A 15,636-nucleotide genomic window follows, 5' to 3' on the forward strand; every position below is an offset into this window, starting at 1 on the left:
AGTCATGGTCATGCGCACCATCGACGACCCCGCCTGGCTCCAGAACCCGCGCCTGACCGCATGGCTGGAAGCGGCACGCACCGCCTTCGACTCCCTGGCCGCCGAGACGGGGGGCGACTGGGACCACTCCCCCCCGTCGCTCGACCGCCTCGAACAGCTTCTGCGCTCCCGCTACGGCACGTGGGAGGACATCTACCAGCACCCGGACGACCCCGTCCTGATGGCGGCCGCCTGGTACCTGGGGGAGATCGCCGTCCGCGATCACGGCGCCGTCTGGGCCTGGTCCCCGGACGGCCCCCACCCCGGCGAGGACTGGCCCGGCTCCCCCCGCCTCACCTACCCACGCGCCCACCTGACGGCCTTCGAGGCCGACGCCCTCTCAGCCGACGAGGAGGCGGGCGAAGACCCGTTGCCCACGGTCGTCCCCCTCTCCCACATCGGCTCCCTCTACGCGGAGGGGGAGCACCATCTCGCCACGATGCTGGAACACTTCACTGCGTTCGAGCAGTGGCGGGCGGGGGTGTCCGACTGAGTCCGGCCAGCGGCCTCGGATGGCGGGAGTGAGGCGGGCGGGCTAGGTTCCGAGGGCATCGTTCGCCGGGGGCGGAGAGGGAGACGCTGATGCCGGACGCAGCTCGTGTCGATGTGCACACGCATGTGGTGCCCCCGTTCTGGGGCGAGGCGTTGCCCAGCCACGGCGGAGATCCGTCGGGCTGGGCGACCCCCGCGTGGAGCCCGGAGGCGCACCTGGCGTACATGGACGACCAGCAGATCGCCACCAGCGTCCTGTCATTGACGGCGCCCAGCGTGGTCGGCTGGGAGGGCCAGGGGCGCCGCGACATGGCGCGCAGGGTCAACGAGTACGTCGCGGAGCTGGTCGGCCGGTACACAGACCGATTCGGGAACTTCGCCACCGTCCCCCTGCCGGACGTCGAGGGCGCCGTGGCGGAGGCCGAGTACGCGCTGGACGAGCTGGGCGCGGACGGGGTGGTCCTCCTGAGCAACTACGAGGGTGTCTACCTCGGCGACCCGAAGTACGCGCCCCTCTGGGAGGCGCTGAACCGGCGGTCGGCCGTGGTGTTCATCCATCCGGGCCACCCGCTGATCCCGCTCCTGCCGGACGTGCCCGGCCCGCTGGTGGACTATCCGTTCGACACCACCCGGAACGCCGTGCAGATGGCGTTCACCGGGGTGCTGGACCAGTACCCGGACGCGAAGATCATCCTGGCGCACGCGGGCGGGTTCGTCCCGTACGCCGTGATGAGGTTCTGCGAGCTGCAGCCGGCCCTCGAACCCGACGGGCCCACCACCGAGGAACTGCTGGCGAAGTTCCGGCTGTTCTACTGGGACACCGCCCTGTCCTCCGGGCCGGACGCCTTCCCCAGCTTCCTTGCCTTCGCGCACCACGAACGCATCCTCTTCGGCAGCGACTTCCCCTACGCCCCCGCGCCCGTCGCAGCGGCGTTCAACCGGCTGCTCGACACGCGCAGCGGCCTCACGGACGAGCAGAAGACGGCTTTCGACCACGGGAACGCCAAGAGGATCTTTCCGCGCCTCACGTAAAGAGGCGGAAAGATCAGCGGGCGAGGCGCGGGAAGAGTGCCTCGGCGTTTCCGCGGTCGATGGACTCGGCCTGGCCCGGGGTGAAGTCCGGGTAGGTCTCCAGGAAGTGGTTGTAGTAGGTGCCGGCCTCCTGCGGGGCGAAGGGCCAGTCGCTGCCGTAGAGGACGTGACCGGGCTCGGCGAAGGCGAGCAGGGCCGGGAGGGCGGAGGGGCTGGCTGACAGGGCGGTGTCGAAGTAGAACCGCTTCAGGTCGCGCAGGAGGTCGTCCGCGTTGCGGTTCCTGTCGACGACCGTGGAGGTCAGACCGGTGAACCGGTACGCCGCGTACGGCAGGAAGCCGCCGCCGTGGGACAGGATGACGCGGACCTTGCGGTACCGGTCCATGACACCGTTCAGCACCATGTTCAGCGCGGTACGGGTGGTGTCGAAGACGTAGTCCGCGAGCGGGGCCGGGGTGCCGGGCAGCAGGGGCATCGGCGGCTGGGCGGGGTGCACGAAGACATTGGCGGCGCGGCGGTCCAGCTCGGCCCAGAGCGGCTCGAAGTCCGGGTCGCCGAGGTACTTGCCGTGGGCGTTGGACATCAGGACCACACCGTCGGCCCCGAGGACGTCGAGCGCGTACACGGCCTCCGCCATGGCGGCGTCGATGTCGGGCAGCGGGATGCCGGCGAAGTGGCCGAAGCGGTCGGGGTTGTCCTTGACGACCTCGGCGCCGTACTCGTTGACGGCGCGGGCCAGGTCGCGGGCGTCGGCGTCGTCACCGAGGTGGACGCCGGGCGAGGTGACGGACATGACGCCGGTGGCGATGCCCTGCTGGTCCATCATCGCGATCGCGCTCTCGGGGCTCCAGGCGGGGATGGCCCAGCCGCCGGAAGTCAGGCCGCGCGCGGCCAGGGTCTCGGCCCAGACCGGCGGGACGATGTGGTGGTGGACGTCGATGCGTGCGGGGAAGTCCATGACTCAAAGCCTCCTAAAGCTTAGCTTGCTAACGACTTCATTTAGTAAGCTAACAGTTATGCGAGACGCGAGCAAACACGAAGCGGACGAGGCGGGCGTACAGGAGCTGGCGCAGGCCGCTGACCGGCTGTTCTACGCGATGCGCCGATCACGTGCGGCCACCGTTGGCCGCTCGGGGGCCGGCCTGTCGATGGCCCAGCTCACCCTGCTGGAACCCCTCGCCACGTCCGACGATGGCCTCCCGGTCGGCAAACTGGCCAGCACCGCCGAGGTCAGCGTCCCGACCGCCACCCGCATGCTCAAGCAGCTCCAAGCAGCGGGCGTCGTCACCCGGCAGCGCTCCCCCTACGACGAACGCCAGGTCCTCATCCGTCTCACCGACGACGGCACGGACCGCCTATCAGCGATGCGCACGGAACTGAGGTCCCGCCAGACCGAAGCCCTCTCCCACTTCACCCCCCGGGAACGCCACGAACTCGCCGCCCAGCTCCACCGCCTGGCCGCCGTCATCGGCGACACCGTCCCTCAGCGGTGACGCACCCTGGGCGAGTTCAAGCACCGGGCAGGCTGTGCACGACGTACGTCATGTGCTGCAGATTCCCCGCCCGCAGCCACTCCGCCGGCCCGCCCACGCCCTCGCCGGTCCACGACGGCCCGTGCGCGCAGGCGCTCAGCCACGCCTCGCCCTGCCCGCCTCCCGCTTCCCGGAACTCGGGCAGTTCGGTGACCTGGCGGGCGGCACTGCGGTTGACGGCGATGCGGTCGGGCCCTCGGGTCAGCATCTTGAACAGGAGGTACGAGTTCTCCGTGGTGTAGGCGAGCACGCCCCACGGCGGCCCGCCCTTCCGTCCGGTGACCGGGACCTGCGCCAGCGCGGCAGCGGACTGCGTCCCATAGTCCCCGTACCGAAGCCGAGGAGCATAGGCCCTCTCCGACGCGCGGACCTCGTGCCACATGTGCCACTCCGCCCGCGGCTCGTCCCACGTACCCTGCTCCAGCATGTCGGCGGTCACTCGGGGAAAGCCCCCTCCGAGCAGCGCGGCACTCTGCCAGTCGGCCAGCGGCATCAGCGCGTCCAGAGCGCGCAGCGCCTCTTTTCCCGCGTCGGGCCGGTCGGCGAACACGGCGCCCATGTCCAGCAGCAGGTCCACCGATACCGCCGGACCGCACCGGGCGAGCAGATCGCGGACGCCCTCCCCGAGGCGGCCGTCCCACTCCCCCGCCACCCGCACCCGTACACCCAGTCCGTGCTCGAACCGCCGGGCCGTCCCGACGGCCGCCGCCTGCTGCGCCTCGCTCCTCTCCGGCCCGGTGACGGGCGAGAGGTACGCCAACTCTCAGTAGACGGACAGCGTTTGGGCAAGGTCGGCGGTCTGGGCATCCTCCCCGAAGGGCGCGTCGATCCACCCGCCGTAACGGCTCACAGCGCTCACCGGATCGACGTACTTGCGGACGAGCGCGGCCAGTGTCTCCGAGGCGGCTCCGGGCAACGGAGGCAGGTTCCACAGCGGCCGGACAGCGGCACGGACATCAGGCCGCAGCCGCTCGCAGGCTTGAGCCGCATGCGGGCGCGTCGGCAGAACGGGAACATAGAGCGGTCCGGACATCGCGGCTCCCCCTCGATACCCTCCGTGCGCATCCCTCCTCCCCAGAGTCCGTCCGCCTCGAAGTACTTGAAAAGACAGCGATTTCGGCCCCCTTGGCCGATGTGCGCCGTCCGTCCACCTGTCGCTCAACTGCACGTCGGCACCTGGCACACGCACCGTCTCCGTGGTCACCATGTTCTGCGTCGGCCTGTTCGCAGGCGCCCACATGCTGGGCTTCACCGTCGCCGGCGAGTCCGTCCCGGCCGCGCTGGTGGGCAGCTCGGCCGCCATCGTCAACGGCGTCTGCTGCCGATCCTGCTGGTCCTCGGCGCGCTGGCGGGTTCCCCCCCCCCCGGCGCCTGTGCGCGAGCTGCGTCGACGGCCGGTTTTGTGGCCGCTTGTCGCGTGTGGGAGCGTCGATTACTGTTGCCGCCCGTCAACGACTTTGACGGTCCCGGCGTGGGCGGGATGGTGCGCGACCGGGAGCAGATGAGTGACGGGACAGGAGAAGGCGTCCGCGATCGGAGATCCGGAGCGGCTGGGAGCCTTGCGGGACACCGGCTTGTCGTCCGTGGCCGACGCGGGGATGGACCGTTTCGCCCGCCTGGTGTCGAAGCTGCTGAGCGTGCCTGTCGCGCTGGTGTCGCTGGTGGAGGACGCGCGGCAGGTCTTCCCCGGGATGGTCGGTCTGGACGAGCCGTGGGCGGGGGCACGGCAGACCCCGCTGACGCACTCGGTGTGCCAGTACGTCATCGAGGACCGCGAGCCCTTCGCCGTCTCCGACATACGCACCACCGACCGCACGGCGCGGAGCCCGGCGATCGAGGACCTCGGTGTGATCGGCTACGCCGGGATGCCGCTCACGGACGACGACGGGCACGTCCTGGGATCACTGTGCGCCATCGACACACAGCCCCACGTCTGGAGCCCGGACGAACTGGAGATCCTCAAGGATCTGGCGGCCGCGTGCAGCACGGAGCTGCGGCTTCGGATCGTCTCCCGCCAGCGCGAGGCGGCCCGCCGCGGGGAGGCCGAGGCCCGCCGGGCCGCCGACACCGCCCATCAGCGGGCCCGTACCTCCCTGGAGCGCTCGCAGTTGATGCTGCGCGCGGCGGACGCGCTCGCCGACACCAGCAGCCTGGCCGACGTACGCCAGCAGGTCCGCGACCTCATCACCAGCGACCTCAAGCCCGTCTACGTCGGCCTGGCCCTGGTGGAGTCGGACCGGATGCGGCGTCTGGTGGACCGGACGGGCAACGCTCCTCCCGTCGAACACACCCACGAGACGTACCCTCTGAGCGCGGCCTGGCCCACGGCCCGCGCCGCACTCGAGAACCGCACCATCGTCATCCACGACCCCGGCGACCCGGCCGCCGGCTACGGCGACGACGCGATCGCGGCCTACCGGGAACTCGGCCTGCACACAGCCGTCTGCGTCCCGCTGCCCGGCACCGCCGTCCCTCTGGGCACGCTCGTACTGGGCTGGGACCGGCCCTACGACATCGACGTCATGGAGCAGGCCGTCCTGTCGGTGATCGCCGGCTACACCGCCCGCGCGGTCGAGCGGGCCCTGTTCGTCGAACATCGCATCGACGTGGCTCACCAGTTGCAACAGGCCATGCTCACCGACCTGCCCCGCGTGGACGGCCTGGAGAGCGCGGCCCTGTACCGGCCGGCGGCCTCGGCGGAGCTGGTCGGAGGTGACTGGTACGACCTCTACACCCTCGCCCGCGGTGCGGAGGGTGAGCAGAAGGCCGCTGCCGTCGCGCTCACCATCGGTGACATCACCGGGCACAACATGCACGCCGCCACCCTCATGGGCCAGACCCGCAGCATGCTGCGCCAGGCCGATCTGGATCACCCCGGCAGCAGCCCCGCGCACATCGTCGCGGCTCTCGAACACGCCAACCTCGCCCTGGACGTCGCTTCCAGCGGCACCCTCGTTCACGCCCACTTGCGCCCCGACCGCTCGGCCCCGGAGGGGAGTTGGGAGATGAGCTGGACCAACGCCGGTCATCTGCCCCCGCTGCTCGCTCTGGCCGACGGCACCGTCGAGCGGCTCGACGCCCACGGCCCCATGATGCATCCCGCGCTCGGCCTGCCCCCGCGCCGTGCCCACCGCCGCACCCTGGAGCCGGGCAGCCTGCTCCTCTTCTACACGGACGGGCTGGTCGAACACCGCGGCCACGACCTGGACGCCCTCACCGAGCGCACCGGGACCCTCCTTGGTACACACCGCGACGATGACCTGGACGCCCTCCTGACCCGGCTCGCCGATCATGTGGCGGGACCGGCCCCCGGCGACGACATCGCCCTCCTCGCCGTACGCATCCCGGCACCGGGCGGACCGCCCAAGTCGACGTAGGGGGCGCCGCGTTACTCGCCGAGAACACTCGCCGCGCCTTCGAGACCACGTTGAACAAGGTTCCGGTCGCCCGGTGGTGCACCGGCGTCGCCTCTAGTCGGAAGCACCTCATTCGACATGTAGTCGGAACCGTCGCGCGCCGGGTTCCCTCCCGTGCGCCGATCGCGTGGAAGGGCGAGTCGCCGGTCGCGGAGCGCCCGACAGGGCGGGATGCCGCTGCTAGCTTCGCGCACCTGGTCCAAGGTCGATTGCCTGTTTCAGGGGCGTATGCGGAGGCTGCGGTGACGAATACGGAGAGGCCCCCCGAGGACTCGGCGGGCTCGGGCAATCCGCTGCGCAGGCGCAGTGTGCTCGCGTCCGCCGCCCTGGCCGCGAGCGCTCCGGTGTCGCTGGCCGGCCCGGCGCACACTCCCGGACGCCCGGCGGCTCAGCGGGCGGTTCCCCCGCGACACGGCGCCGCCGTGCGTCTGGTGGCGGTTCCGGCGAAGCGGCGGGACATCGCCTGGCTACGGTCCGCGCTCCAGGTCGCGGTGGAGATCGAGTTCGCCACCATCCCCCCGTATCTCTGCGGATGGTGGTCGGTCAGGAACCGCAAGTGCGACGCCGCGCGGCTGATCAGGCGCATCGTCTCCGACGAGATGTACCACCTCGGCATCGTGTGCAACCTGCTGGTTGCGCTGGGCGGACGCCCCCGGATCAGGGACTCGGCACCCGCGTATCCGGGGCCGCTGCCCGGCGGTGTGCACCCAGGGGTCGAGGTCTGCCTCTCCGGCCTGACCAAGCCGTTCGTCCGCGACGTGATGATGGCCATCGAGGCACCCGGCGCGCCCCTCACCGACCGTGCGGACGACCCGTTGAGCATCGGGCTCTTCTACGAGCAGGTGCTGTCGGCGTTCCTGGCCGTGGCTCCCGATCTGCACCTGGACCGGCAGTTGCACGAACGCATCGGTGAGGACACGCTCAGGCCCGTCCGGACTCTCGAGGACGTCGAACGGTCCATCGAGATCATCAAGGAGCAGGGCGAAGGCACCTCGCACTCCCCCGCGGACGCGCCGAGCGACGGTCACATGGCGCACTACTACGCCTTCGCCGAGATCTACCACGGCCGCCAGTTGCGCGAGACCGGGGGCGAATGGCGCTTCACCGGTCCCGTGGTGCCGTTCCCGGACACCCGGCCCATGGCGAGGGTCCCGGCGGGCGGTTGGCAGAATCCGCCCGCCGAGGCCCAGCGGCTGCTCGACGCCTTCGACGGCACCTACGCCGGTGTACTGGAGTCGCTCGACTCCGCGTGGGCCGAGGGCGATCGGCACAGCCTGCGGACGGCGGTACGGGGCATGCGCAGGCTCCAGGCGCCGGCCGAGGAACTGATGGAGATTCCGGTCGACGGCACCCGCGAGACCTACGGACCGCAGTTCCGTCCGCGGCGGTGACCTGTCAGGCGGCCACGGTGCCCGGCACCTCGTAGCCCGCCTCGACGATCGCCGCGCGCAGCAGGGCGTCGTCCAGATCCGTGCCCTCCACGGCGACGGTCCCCGCGGCCACGTCCACGTCCACCTCGCTGACGCCGGGTACCCCGGTCAGTTCCTCCTTGATGCTCGCCGCGCAGTGCCCGCAGCTCATGCCGGTGACGGTGAACTTCATTCGTGCCATGGCGCCACTCCTGGGTCTGGGTGGGGCGTGCGTACGCCCCGGATCACGGATGGACCGACCGCCGTGTTCAGCGGGCCGTCCTCCGCAGAGTCGGTCCGCTCGGCGGGCGGGTTCCCGGTGAAGGCCCGGATCACACGAAGGGGGGGTCGCACGGGGATGCCGTGCCAGGAACGGTCGTCCCCGGCGCGGCATCCCCGTGCGCGGTCGGCTCAGGCGGCGAGCAGTGACGCCGGATGCTCCGCCTCGTCCAGCAGGTCCATCAAGGTCGCCCTGGCACGGGCGACGCGGGAGCGGACCGTGCCGACCGGGCAGGCGCTGACCTCGGCCGCTTCGGCGTACGGCAGACCTGCCACCTGGGTGAGGAGGAACGCCTCGCGCCGCTCCGCCGGCAGGGCGTCCAGCAGGTCGAGGAGGGCGATGCCGTCGTCGAATCCCGGCAGGCCGCGTGGCTGCGCCAGTTCGACGGCCATCTGCCAGTCCGGCGCGTCGGACAGGCGTGGCCGCGCGGCGGCGTGGCGGTAGCTGTCGATGACGGCCCGGCGGGCGATGGACAGCAGCCAGGACCGGGCCGACGAACGTCCCTCGAACCGGTGGAGGCTGCCGAGCGCGCGCAGGAACGTGTCCTGCGCGAGGTCGTCCACCGACTGCGGGTCGCCGCACAGCCGGGCGACGTACCGCTGGACGTCACGGTGCAGGGCTCGGACGAACTGCTCCACGGCGTGCGCGTCACCGTTTCTGGCGGCCAAGGCCAGCACAGTCGCCGGGTCGTCGTCCGGAGCCGTGGGAGCGGTGGTGGGTGGGGAGATGGGCAGGACGGAAGTGATCACCTGGTGTCCTTCTCGGATTCCGTGGGGGAAGGCGGCCGTACCTCGGGCGCGACGCTCGTATGCGTACGCGCATGCGGGTACGGCCGGGGGCCCGAGGTGCGTGACGCGGCCTCGGGAAACCGGCTGTCCTCAGATGACAGCGGTCCCCTGTGGAGGTCCCCGAGAGGTGATCGCGTGAACGAGCGGCAGCCTCCGCACCCGACGGGAGCGGGAGCGGGGCATCCGAATCCGGGGGTGGTCCGCGGTGACCCGGAAGCCGAGCAGCAGTCGGAGCGGGGCGGCCAGCCGGCCGGCGATCGCCCGCATGATGCGGAACGCCGCCTTCTCCCCGTATGCCAGCCACAGCCCTGTGAGGAAGGCGGCTAGCAGGTGTGCGGCGAGCATGCCGTAGGAGGAGCCGCCACTGTGGGCGGCCACATGGCCCAGGAGCGAATGGCCCGTCGACATGTGGTCCATCGACATGTGGTCAACGCCCATGTGGCCCATGCCCATGTGGCCCATCGACATGTGGCCCATCCGCATGGAAGCCATGTCGGCTCCCGTCCCGCCGCCCCCGCCAGGAGCAGGCGTCCCCCCGGTGATCGACTGGGCATACGAGAACGCCGTGTGCAGAGCCATCTGCGTGGCCACGACGATCGTCACGATCAACGGCAGGCCCCGCTCGCGGGCGGCCAGGGCCCATCCGACGGCACCGGTGGCGACCGCTCCGAGGGCGAACGCCTGGGCGGGCACGTGGGTACCGGACATCATGACGTGCCCCAGGGCGGCCAACACCACACAGACGGCCGCGAACACCGCCGCTCGTACTGTGCGCGAGCACCACCCCGCCGTCATCGGGCCCCTCCTCACGTCCGGGTACCGGCCTGCATGCCTGGGTACGGAATTCACCCCCGTCCACCACTCAACCATCCCGCCGCGACCCGGCACCCGGCGCAACACCGGTCCCGGCCGCGAAGCCCCTCCGGCTTCTTGAGCCCGCGTCGGGCGGACGGACCACCACCGCCAGCGCCAGTACCGGCAGGCTGGGCACCGACTCGCGGTAGGCCACCACCCCGGTCGCGGAGGGCGGCTACGGGCTGGACCCGGACCGGATCTGGATCACCGTGTACCGCACCGACGACGAGTCGCGCGCCTTGTGGCGCCGCGTCACCGGCCTGCCCGACGAGCGGATTGTGGCCCGCGGCGACTGCTCGCGGCGCAACCGGATGCGGCAGCCGACGAGGCCGCCGTCCCGGTGCCTGAGCAGGACGTCGTCGTCAGCGGTACGGTCGTCACTCAGCAACTGCGTGAGAGGCCGGCCGACGACCAGCTCCGCCGGGTAGCCGATCGGTTCAGCTCGCGGCCGCTTCCGCATCACTCACCATCCGACTTCGGTGCCCTTGTCAGTCTCGCGTGACTGACCCCGCTCCGCGCGGGCAGTCCGGCGCGACCGGTTTCTGGGCGACGGCGAGGATGGCCATGTCGTCCTGCTGCCCGCCTCCCGTCCAGCGGTGGACATCCGTGGTGAGGGCGCGAACCAGGGACTCGGGACTGTCGAAGCTGCGCCCGACGAGACAGGACGAGCAGGGGTCGTAGAAGAGACCCTCGCTGTTGCGCGCCTCGGTTACCCCGTCGGTGACCAGGAGCAGCAGGGCTCCGACCGGCAGTGAGAGGACGTCGGCCTGCGCACCGTCCGGGCCCGGGACGAGTCCCGTCAGGCCCATGCCCAAGGGCATCTGCGGAACGCTCGCGTCGAGCCGGGTCACCTGTCCTTCGTGCACCAAGTACGGTGCCGGATGGCCGCGGTTGAGCAGTCGCACGACGTCGCCCCGCACGGAGACCTCCGCCAGCAGGGCCGTTGCGAAGTCCTCGGTGGCGATGTCCTGCGCCAGTTCCCGGCCGGCCTCCCTGGCCAGTGCGTCGTCGAGCCGTTCCGCCAGGGCGGCCAGATCGGGGGCGTACTCGGCCTCCTGGCGGAACGCGCCGATCGCCACGGAAACCGCGGCAACGGCCTGAAGACCCTTGCCGCGCACGTCCCCGATGATCATGCGGACGCCGAACGGGGTGTCCTGCACCGCGAACAGGTCCCCGCCGATCTGCGCCTCGACCTGGGCCGCGGTATAGCCCGAAGCGACAGCCAGGGGCCCGACACGCACGGGGGGTTGCGGCAGCACGGCCCGCTGGACCGCCTCCGCGATGCCTCGGGCCTGCGCGAGATCACGCCGTTGGCTCTCCACCAGAGCGTTCACCGCCAGGGCGAGGGCCCCGATCAGGCCGATCACGGCCAGATCCACCCAGAGCGCTGACGCCGGGCGCTCCCGATAGAGGTCAAGGCCCACCGAGGCGGCGACCGCCACGCACGCGAAGCCCAGAGCCGTCCGGAACGACAGCATCGCCCCGGCCATCAGCGGCGACGCCGCCAGCAGGGGAAGCCCCACGTACGGGCGCGGCGCGAAAGCGGTGAGCAGCCCCCCGGCCGCGAGGACGCACGCCGCCAAGACCCAGGGGGACTTGCCGGACACGCGTCGCAACCTCTCCACCAATGCCTCCTTGCCCGACATATACCTTAAGGGGGCACACTCTTTGCTTCTCCGTGTGAGGCGGACCGGGAAAACCACTCCACCGTGACCGCTCGTGATCAACCCGGAGTGCCTGGTGGCGGTCCGGCCGTCGTCGGGAAACGGCGAACGGCACCGGGCGCGGGGACGAACCCCGGGGCCGATGCCGTTCCGTTTCGCCGTCCGGATACGGAGTCCTGAGGACTCCGGCCACGTGGAAGCGGTCAGTGCGAACGCCGCCCGATCAGGAGGCGGTACAGCAGGAGCACGATCACCGAGCCGACGACCGCGGCGATCCAGGTCGACAGGTGGAAGAAGCCGTTGATGGAGTGCACACCGAAGATCACCTTGCCGAGCCAGCCGCCGAGCAGACCGCCGACGATGCCGATGAGCATCGTGACGAGGCAGCCGCCCGGGTCCTTGCCGGGCATGAGCGCCTTGGCGATGGCGCCCGCGATGAGGCCGATGAGGATCCAGGCGATGATGCCCACGGTGTGCTTCCTTTGCTCTAGGTGAACTGGAGGAAGACCCGGCGGGGATTCCGCCGGGGCTGCCCGCCGGCTGGTCCGCACGGACGACCGGCGACATACGAATATCCACTCGAGAGCACTCCACACGGCATCCCGGCCCCGTATCCTCCGCCCGGCGCCCGATTCGGTGCGCGGCAAGCGCGGAGCCTGGACATGCCATGCCGCTGGCTGCCTCAAGCAGATGCCGTCATGATCACCCCAATGGCCGACAGGGATTTTCCCGGCCGATGGGGCAATTGCGCTGGACCGCTGCACTACCCATGCTCATCGGGGCGGCTACAGACCGAGCGCACCAGCGGACACCCCGCGATGCTGGAGCTGGCCCTCCCCTGTGCGCGACCGAGGCACGCAGGACCAGTGCAAGCACCCGTCCCACTCCACGTGACCTTCCCAGCCACAAGGTTGATACTGCCGACAGTAGTACCGCGATCGTCACCCGAAGCACCGCCGGCCACCCTTATGAGGAGACACCGATGAAGATGCTGGCAGTCGTACCGGAGCACAGGCTCTCATCGGCGGACCCGTTCCAGGTAGAGGTGTGGGGTGAGACCGCCACCATCCCCGCGCGGATCTATCAGGATGAACCGAACGCCGACGTGGTGCGTTCACTGGCCGGGACCCAGCAAGTGATCTTGCGCTGCCTGTACTCGTGGCACTGCGATGGCAGGGTCCGTCAGCGTCCCCTCGAACAGATCGTGAGGCTGGACGAGGCGTGGGTGGTCCCGTTCGTCGTGCAGTTGGCCGGTGAGTACGTGGTGGAGATCCTTGAGGCGATCTACCGAGGGCTGCCCGGACTCGGTGTCCCGGACTCGGTCCAGCGCGGACTCTATGGTGAGTTCATCGCTCGGAATCCTGCGTTTTTCGCCCGCACGGAACGACGTGTGGTGAGCAACTGGTCCTGCTACTACCGCTGGGAGTAGCCGGAGTTCGGCACGTACCCGGGGAGCTCGCTGGCGGAAGTGTTTCGGTCCGCCGCCTCGGAACGGGTGGGCGCACCGTGGCCCCGCCACACACCGGCCCCACTGATGAACACAGGCGGACAGACGACCTGAGCCCTCCACCGTCTATCCGGTGATGGCGAGGTTGTGCAGGCGGACGATGCCGAGCATCGCGTGATGGACGCCAGGCCTTTGAGTCGGCAGTCGCGGAGGATCTTCCAGCCTTTCAAACAGGCGAAAGCGTGCTCGACCCGGGCACGTACCTGCTTGTGGGACTTGTTGTGCGCTTCCTTCCATGCAGGCAGCTCCTCGCCCTTGCGGCGGCGGTGGGGCATCACGAGTCCGGTTCCGGGGTAGCCGCCGTCGGCGATCGTCAGTGTCTCGCCCACGGCAGCCTTCGCGCCGGACTCCGCCCACGCTTTGCAGTCGTTGCGGTTGCCTGGCAGGGGGCGGCCGACCACGACGATCAGGCGGGTGTCGGCGTCGACGGCGACTTGGTGGCTGGTGGAGTACCGATAGTTCTTCGACTGCTCGGCCACCGTGTGGTCGCATGTGAGTACCAGGGTGCCGTCCACAATGAGGACAGCGTCCTTCGCGAAGCAGAGCCGGGGCGGCGATGCGAGGAGCGGACCGAGCTGATCGATGATCCGGTCGGCTGCGGACTTCGAGATGCCGAACAGCAGAACCAGCTGGCGCATCGTCAAGTTCGTGCGCCACTAGGTCGCGACCAACAGCACCCGATCCTCCAGCGGCAGACTCCAGGGCCGGCCCCGGCGCACCCCATCGCCGCCCTCGCGGGCGACGTGTGCCGCCTGCGTCTGATGGTCTTTGCCCAGCATGTCCCACACCTTGGCCCGTTCCTCCGGCGGCATTCCGCGGAGGAGTAGATGAGCAGCTGCCACGCCGTAGTGGTACGGGAACAGCTTCAGCCAAGGGCGGCCCGTAGGTGCGTCTTGCGATGAAGTATCCCGCGGCTCGGGGATGTTGTCCGGTAGGGCTTCAGCATTCTGGGCGGGCAGATCACCGGTGGGCGAGCCAGCGGACGCCTCTACCGCGGTCATGGTCTGCGGCTGCTCGGGCTGCCGGTTTACCGCGATAAACCTGACCTCTGGCGTCGGCTCCGTGATCGGGCTGGTGGGAGCCTGAGCTAGATCGTGGTTTGCCGCGGTAAACCGGTCGGCGTCTGAAGCTGCGGAGGTAGTCCCGGTCCAGGCCGAGTTCTGCGGCTCGGGCGGGTTGGCCGCCCGGGCCCGAAGTCGAGCCCCGGGCCCGGGGCGGGATGGTTTAGGAGCGTTGGCCGGAGAGCCGGTCTCCGCATGCGGGTTCTGAACCCTCTGCGGACGCGGGCGGGTGCCAGCCTGTTCGGCGCGGTCGGCTTTCCCGGGGCTTGCGAAGGCCGGTGGCAAGCGGGTGTGCGAGCCGGAGCCGGGCGTCGGTAGGGATCACGGGCCAGGTCCACCGGTCGGTCGGTTCCGAGCTGCGAAGCCGGGGGCTTGGTCCATCTGAGGGTCTGCTCAACCTCCCTGTTGGCGTCGAAGACGATCCAGGACCCCTCGGGCGTCTCCCCCGCGGCCAGGTACAACTCCCATTGGTTCTTCTCCAGGACCCAGCCGAATGCGTCGGGCTCCTCCACCGGCAGCTGCCAAACCCATCGCCCGGCACGTCGCGACCCTTCTCACCGACGCCGGCCTGCCCGGCCACGAGCACGCCGTCGACGTCATGCTCAGCGCCACTGCTCTGGTGGCCCCTGATCCGTCCGTCGTCCTCACCTCCGATCCGGAGGACCTCACCACCCTGTGCGTCGGCGGACGGGTCACCGTGGTCAAGGTCTGACAGAGGCAACCACGATTTCGGGGGCAGCGGTTGGCCGTGGCCGGTCCCGAGTGTGTGTACGGATTCTTGAAGATCAGGCGCGCGGATGTTTTCGCTGAGTAGCATGGGATTTCCGGTGTGTAGTGGTGAGTTGACCGCTACCGGGACATGAGGGGATGTGTGATTGGCCGTGGGGGTCGGTAGTTGGCTTGTACTGGGGGGCGACGATGTTGAGCATGCGCTTCCCGAGGCGGCCGGGCAGGCGGGGCTGGTCAGTCAGTTACGGCCGTTGATCCGGGAGCTGAGTGAGCCCGGGGAGCTGGTGTTCGATCCGTTCGCGGGGTGGGGGACCACGCTCGTGGCCGCCTCGGTGGAGGGGCGGCGGGGGTTCGGGATCGAGGTGAACGAGGAGCGGGCCGAGGACGCCCGTAAGCGGCTGGTCTCCTATCCGGGGCAGACGATGATCTGCGGCGATGCACGGAAGCCGCCGCTGGAGGCGGGCTCGGTCGATCTGGTGCTGTGCGACCTGCCGTACTTCGGGACCAATCTGAACACCGACGCCACCGACGGGGCTCAGTTCTACGCCTTGCGCGACTACGACGACTATCTCGGCGCGCTGGACGAGGCGTTCGGGGCGATCGCGGAGACCATGCGGCCGGGGGCGCGGGCCGTGATCGCGGTTCAGAACCGGCGGATCGCCGACCGGTTCGTGCCGCTCGCCTGGGACGCGGCGCGGGTGCTGGGACGGCACCTCACGCTGGGCGACGAGCGTATTCATCTGTACGACCGGCCCACGGGCGGTGACGACCCGATGCTGACCAATCGGTCACACGAGTATTTGGTGATGGCCACCAAATAGGGATGTCGAGT

At 70.1% G+C, this 15,636-nt stretch carries 14 protein-coding genes and 3 pseudogenes; 8 read left to right on the plus strand and 9 right to left on the minus strand.

The features are described 5' to 3' along the window. Positions 1-10: 10 nt before the first annotated feature. Together E5083_RS18075 and E5083_RS18080 are read left to right on the plus strand one after the other, a co-directional pair. Positions 11-532 carry a hypothetical protein gene (locus E5083_RS18075; protein WP_135786737.1) on the plus strand — a complete coding sequence of 174 codons (522 nt, stop codon included), beginning with the start codon at positions 11-13 and terminating at the stop codon, positions 530-532. Positions 533-621: 89 nt separating this feature from the next. After that, positions 622-1,563, plus strand: a complete 942-nt coding sequence (locus E5083_RS18080; protein ID WP_135786738.1) for an amidohydrolase family protein — start codon at positions 622-624, stop codon at positions 1,561-1,563. Between the two features lie 13 nt (positions 1,564-1,576). On the opposite strand, the gene E5083_RS18085 is transcribed toward E5083_RS18080, so the two are convergent. Continuing rightward, on the minus strand, positions 1,577-2,521 hold the full coding sequence (locus E5083_RS18085) for an amidohydrolase family protein (protein ID WP_135786739.1): 945 nt from the start codon (positions 2,519-2,521) through the stop codon (positions 1,577-1,579). Between the two features lie 58 nt (positions 2,522-2,579). Here E5083_RS18085 and E5083_RS18090 point away from each other — a divergent pair, with 58 nt between their 5' ends. After that, on the plus strand, positions 2,580-3,056 hold the full coding sequence (locus E5083_RS18090) for a MarR family winged helix-turn-helix transcriptional regulator (protein ID WP_135786740.1): 477 nt from the start codon (positions 2,580-2,582) through the stop codon (positions 3,054-3,056). 16 nt (positions 3,057-3,072) lie between these two features. Here the strand turns inward: E5083_RS18090 and E5083_RS18095 are convergent. Beyond that, positions 3,073-4,398: pseudogene (locus E5083_RS18095) on the minus strand (beta family protein). A gap of 202 nt (positions 4,399-4,600) precedes the next feature. Between E5083_RS18095 and E5083_RS18105 the strand changes: the two are divergent. Beyond that, a complete protein-coding gene (locus E5083_RS18105) occupies positions 4,601-6,472 on the plus strand; it encodes a GAF domain-containing SpoIIE family protein phosphatase (protein WP_135786741.1) in 1,872 nt (623 codons plus the stop codon). A 281-nt stretch (positions 6,473-6,753) separates the two neighbouring features. Then, positions 6,754-7,902, plus strand: a complete 1,149-nt coding sequence (locus E5083_RS18110) for a ferritin-like domain-containing protein (protein WP_135786742.1) — start codon at positions 6,754-6,756, stop codon at positions 7,900-7,902. A gap of 4 nt (positions 7,903-7,906) precedes the next feature. On the opposite strand, the gene E5083_RS18115 is transcribed toward E5083_RS18110, so the two are convergent. The 6 genes from E5083_RS18115 to E5083_RS18140 form a co-directional block, all read right to left on the minus strand. Continuing rightward, complete coding sequence (locus E5083_RS18115) at positions 7,907-8,122, minus strand: heavy-metal-associated domain-containing protein (RefSeq protein WP_135786743.1); 216 nt, start codon at positions 8,120-8,122, stop codon at positions 7,907-7,909. 209 nt (positions 8,123-8,331) lie between these two features. Then, entirely contained in the window at positions 8,332-8,949 is a 618-nt protein-coding gene (locus E5083_RS18120; RefSeq protein ID WP_135786744.1) for a sigma-70 family RNA polymerase sigma factor, read from the minus strand. 129 nt (positions 8,950-9,078) lie between these two features. After that, complete coding sequence (locus E5083_RS18125) at positions 9,079-9,783, minus strand: hypothetical protein (protein WP_135786745.1); 705 nt, start codon at positions 9,781-9,783, stop codon at positions 9,079-9,081. A gap of 235 nt (positions 9,784-10,018) precedes the next feature. Next, on the minus strand, positions 10,019-10,303 hold the full coding sequence (locus tag E5083_RS31240) for a hypothetical protein (RefSeq protein WP_167513571.1): 285 nt from the start codon (positions 10,301-10,303) through the stop codon (positions 10,019-10,021). A 28-nt stretch (positions 10,304-10,331) separates the two neighbouring features. After that, positions 10,332-11,489: a PP2C family protein-serine/threonine phosphatase gene (locus E5083_RS18135; protein ID WP_135786746.1), complete on the minus strand. Its 1,158-nt coding sequence runs from the start codon at positions 11,487-11,489 to the stop codon at positions 10,332-10,334. A 221-nt stretch (positions 11,490-11,710) separates the two neighbouring features. Further along, complete coding sequence (locus E5083_RS18140; RefSeq protein WP_135786747.1) at positions 11,711-11,977, minus strand: GlsB/YeaQ/YmgE family stress response membrane protein; 267 nt, start codon at positions 11,975-11,977, stop codon at positions 11,711-11,713. A 512-nt stretch (positions 11,978-12,489) separates the two neighbouring features. On the opposite strand from E5083_RS18140, the gene E5083_RS18145 reads away from it, so the two are divergent. Further along, positions 12,490-12,936 (plus strand): hypothetical protein, encoded by a 447-nt coding sequence (locus E5083_RS18145; protein WP_208754080.1) that lies wholly within the window; start codon positions 12,490-12,492, stop codon positions 12,934-12,936. Between the two features lie 144 nt (positions 12,937-13,080). Here the strand turns inward: E5083_RS18145 and E5083_RS18150 are convergent. Beyond that, positions 13,081-13,751 (minus strand): annotated as a pseudogene (locus E5083_RS18150) (transposase); the annotation flags it as partial. 847 nt (positions 13,752-14,598) lie between these two features. Between E5083_RS18150 and E5083_RS18160 the strand changes: the two are divergent. Together E5083_RS18160 and E5083_RS18165 are read left to right on the plus strand one after the other, a co-directional pair. Then, a pseudogene (locus E5083_RS18160) lies at positions 14,599-14,787 on the plus strand (DNA-binding protein); the annotation flags it as partial. 169 nt (positions 14,788-14,956) lie between these two features. Further along, complete coding sequence (locus tag E5083_RS18165) at positions 14,957-15,625, plus strand: TRM11 family SAM-dependent methyltransferase (RefSeq protein ID WP_244317578.1); 669 nt, start codon at positions 14,957-14,959, stop codon at positions 15,623-15,625. Positions 15,626-15,636 lie beyond the last annotated feature (11 nt).

It is taken from the genome of Streptomyces bauhiniae, assembly GCF_004784475.1.
GTDB classification, from domain to species: domain Bacteria; phylum Actinomycetota; class Actinomycetes; order Streptomycetales; family Streptomycetaceae; genus Streptomyces; species Streptomyces seoulensis.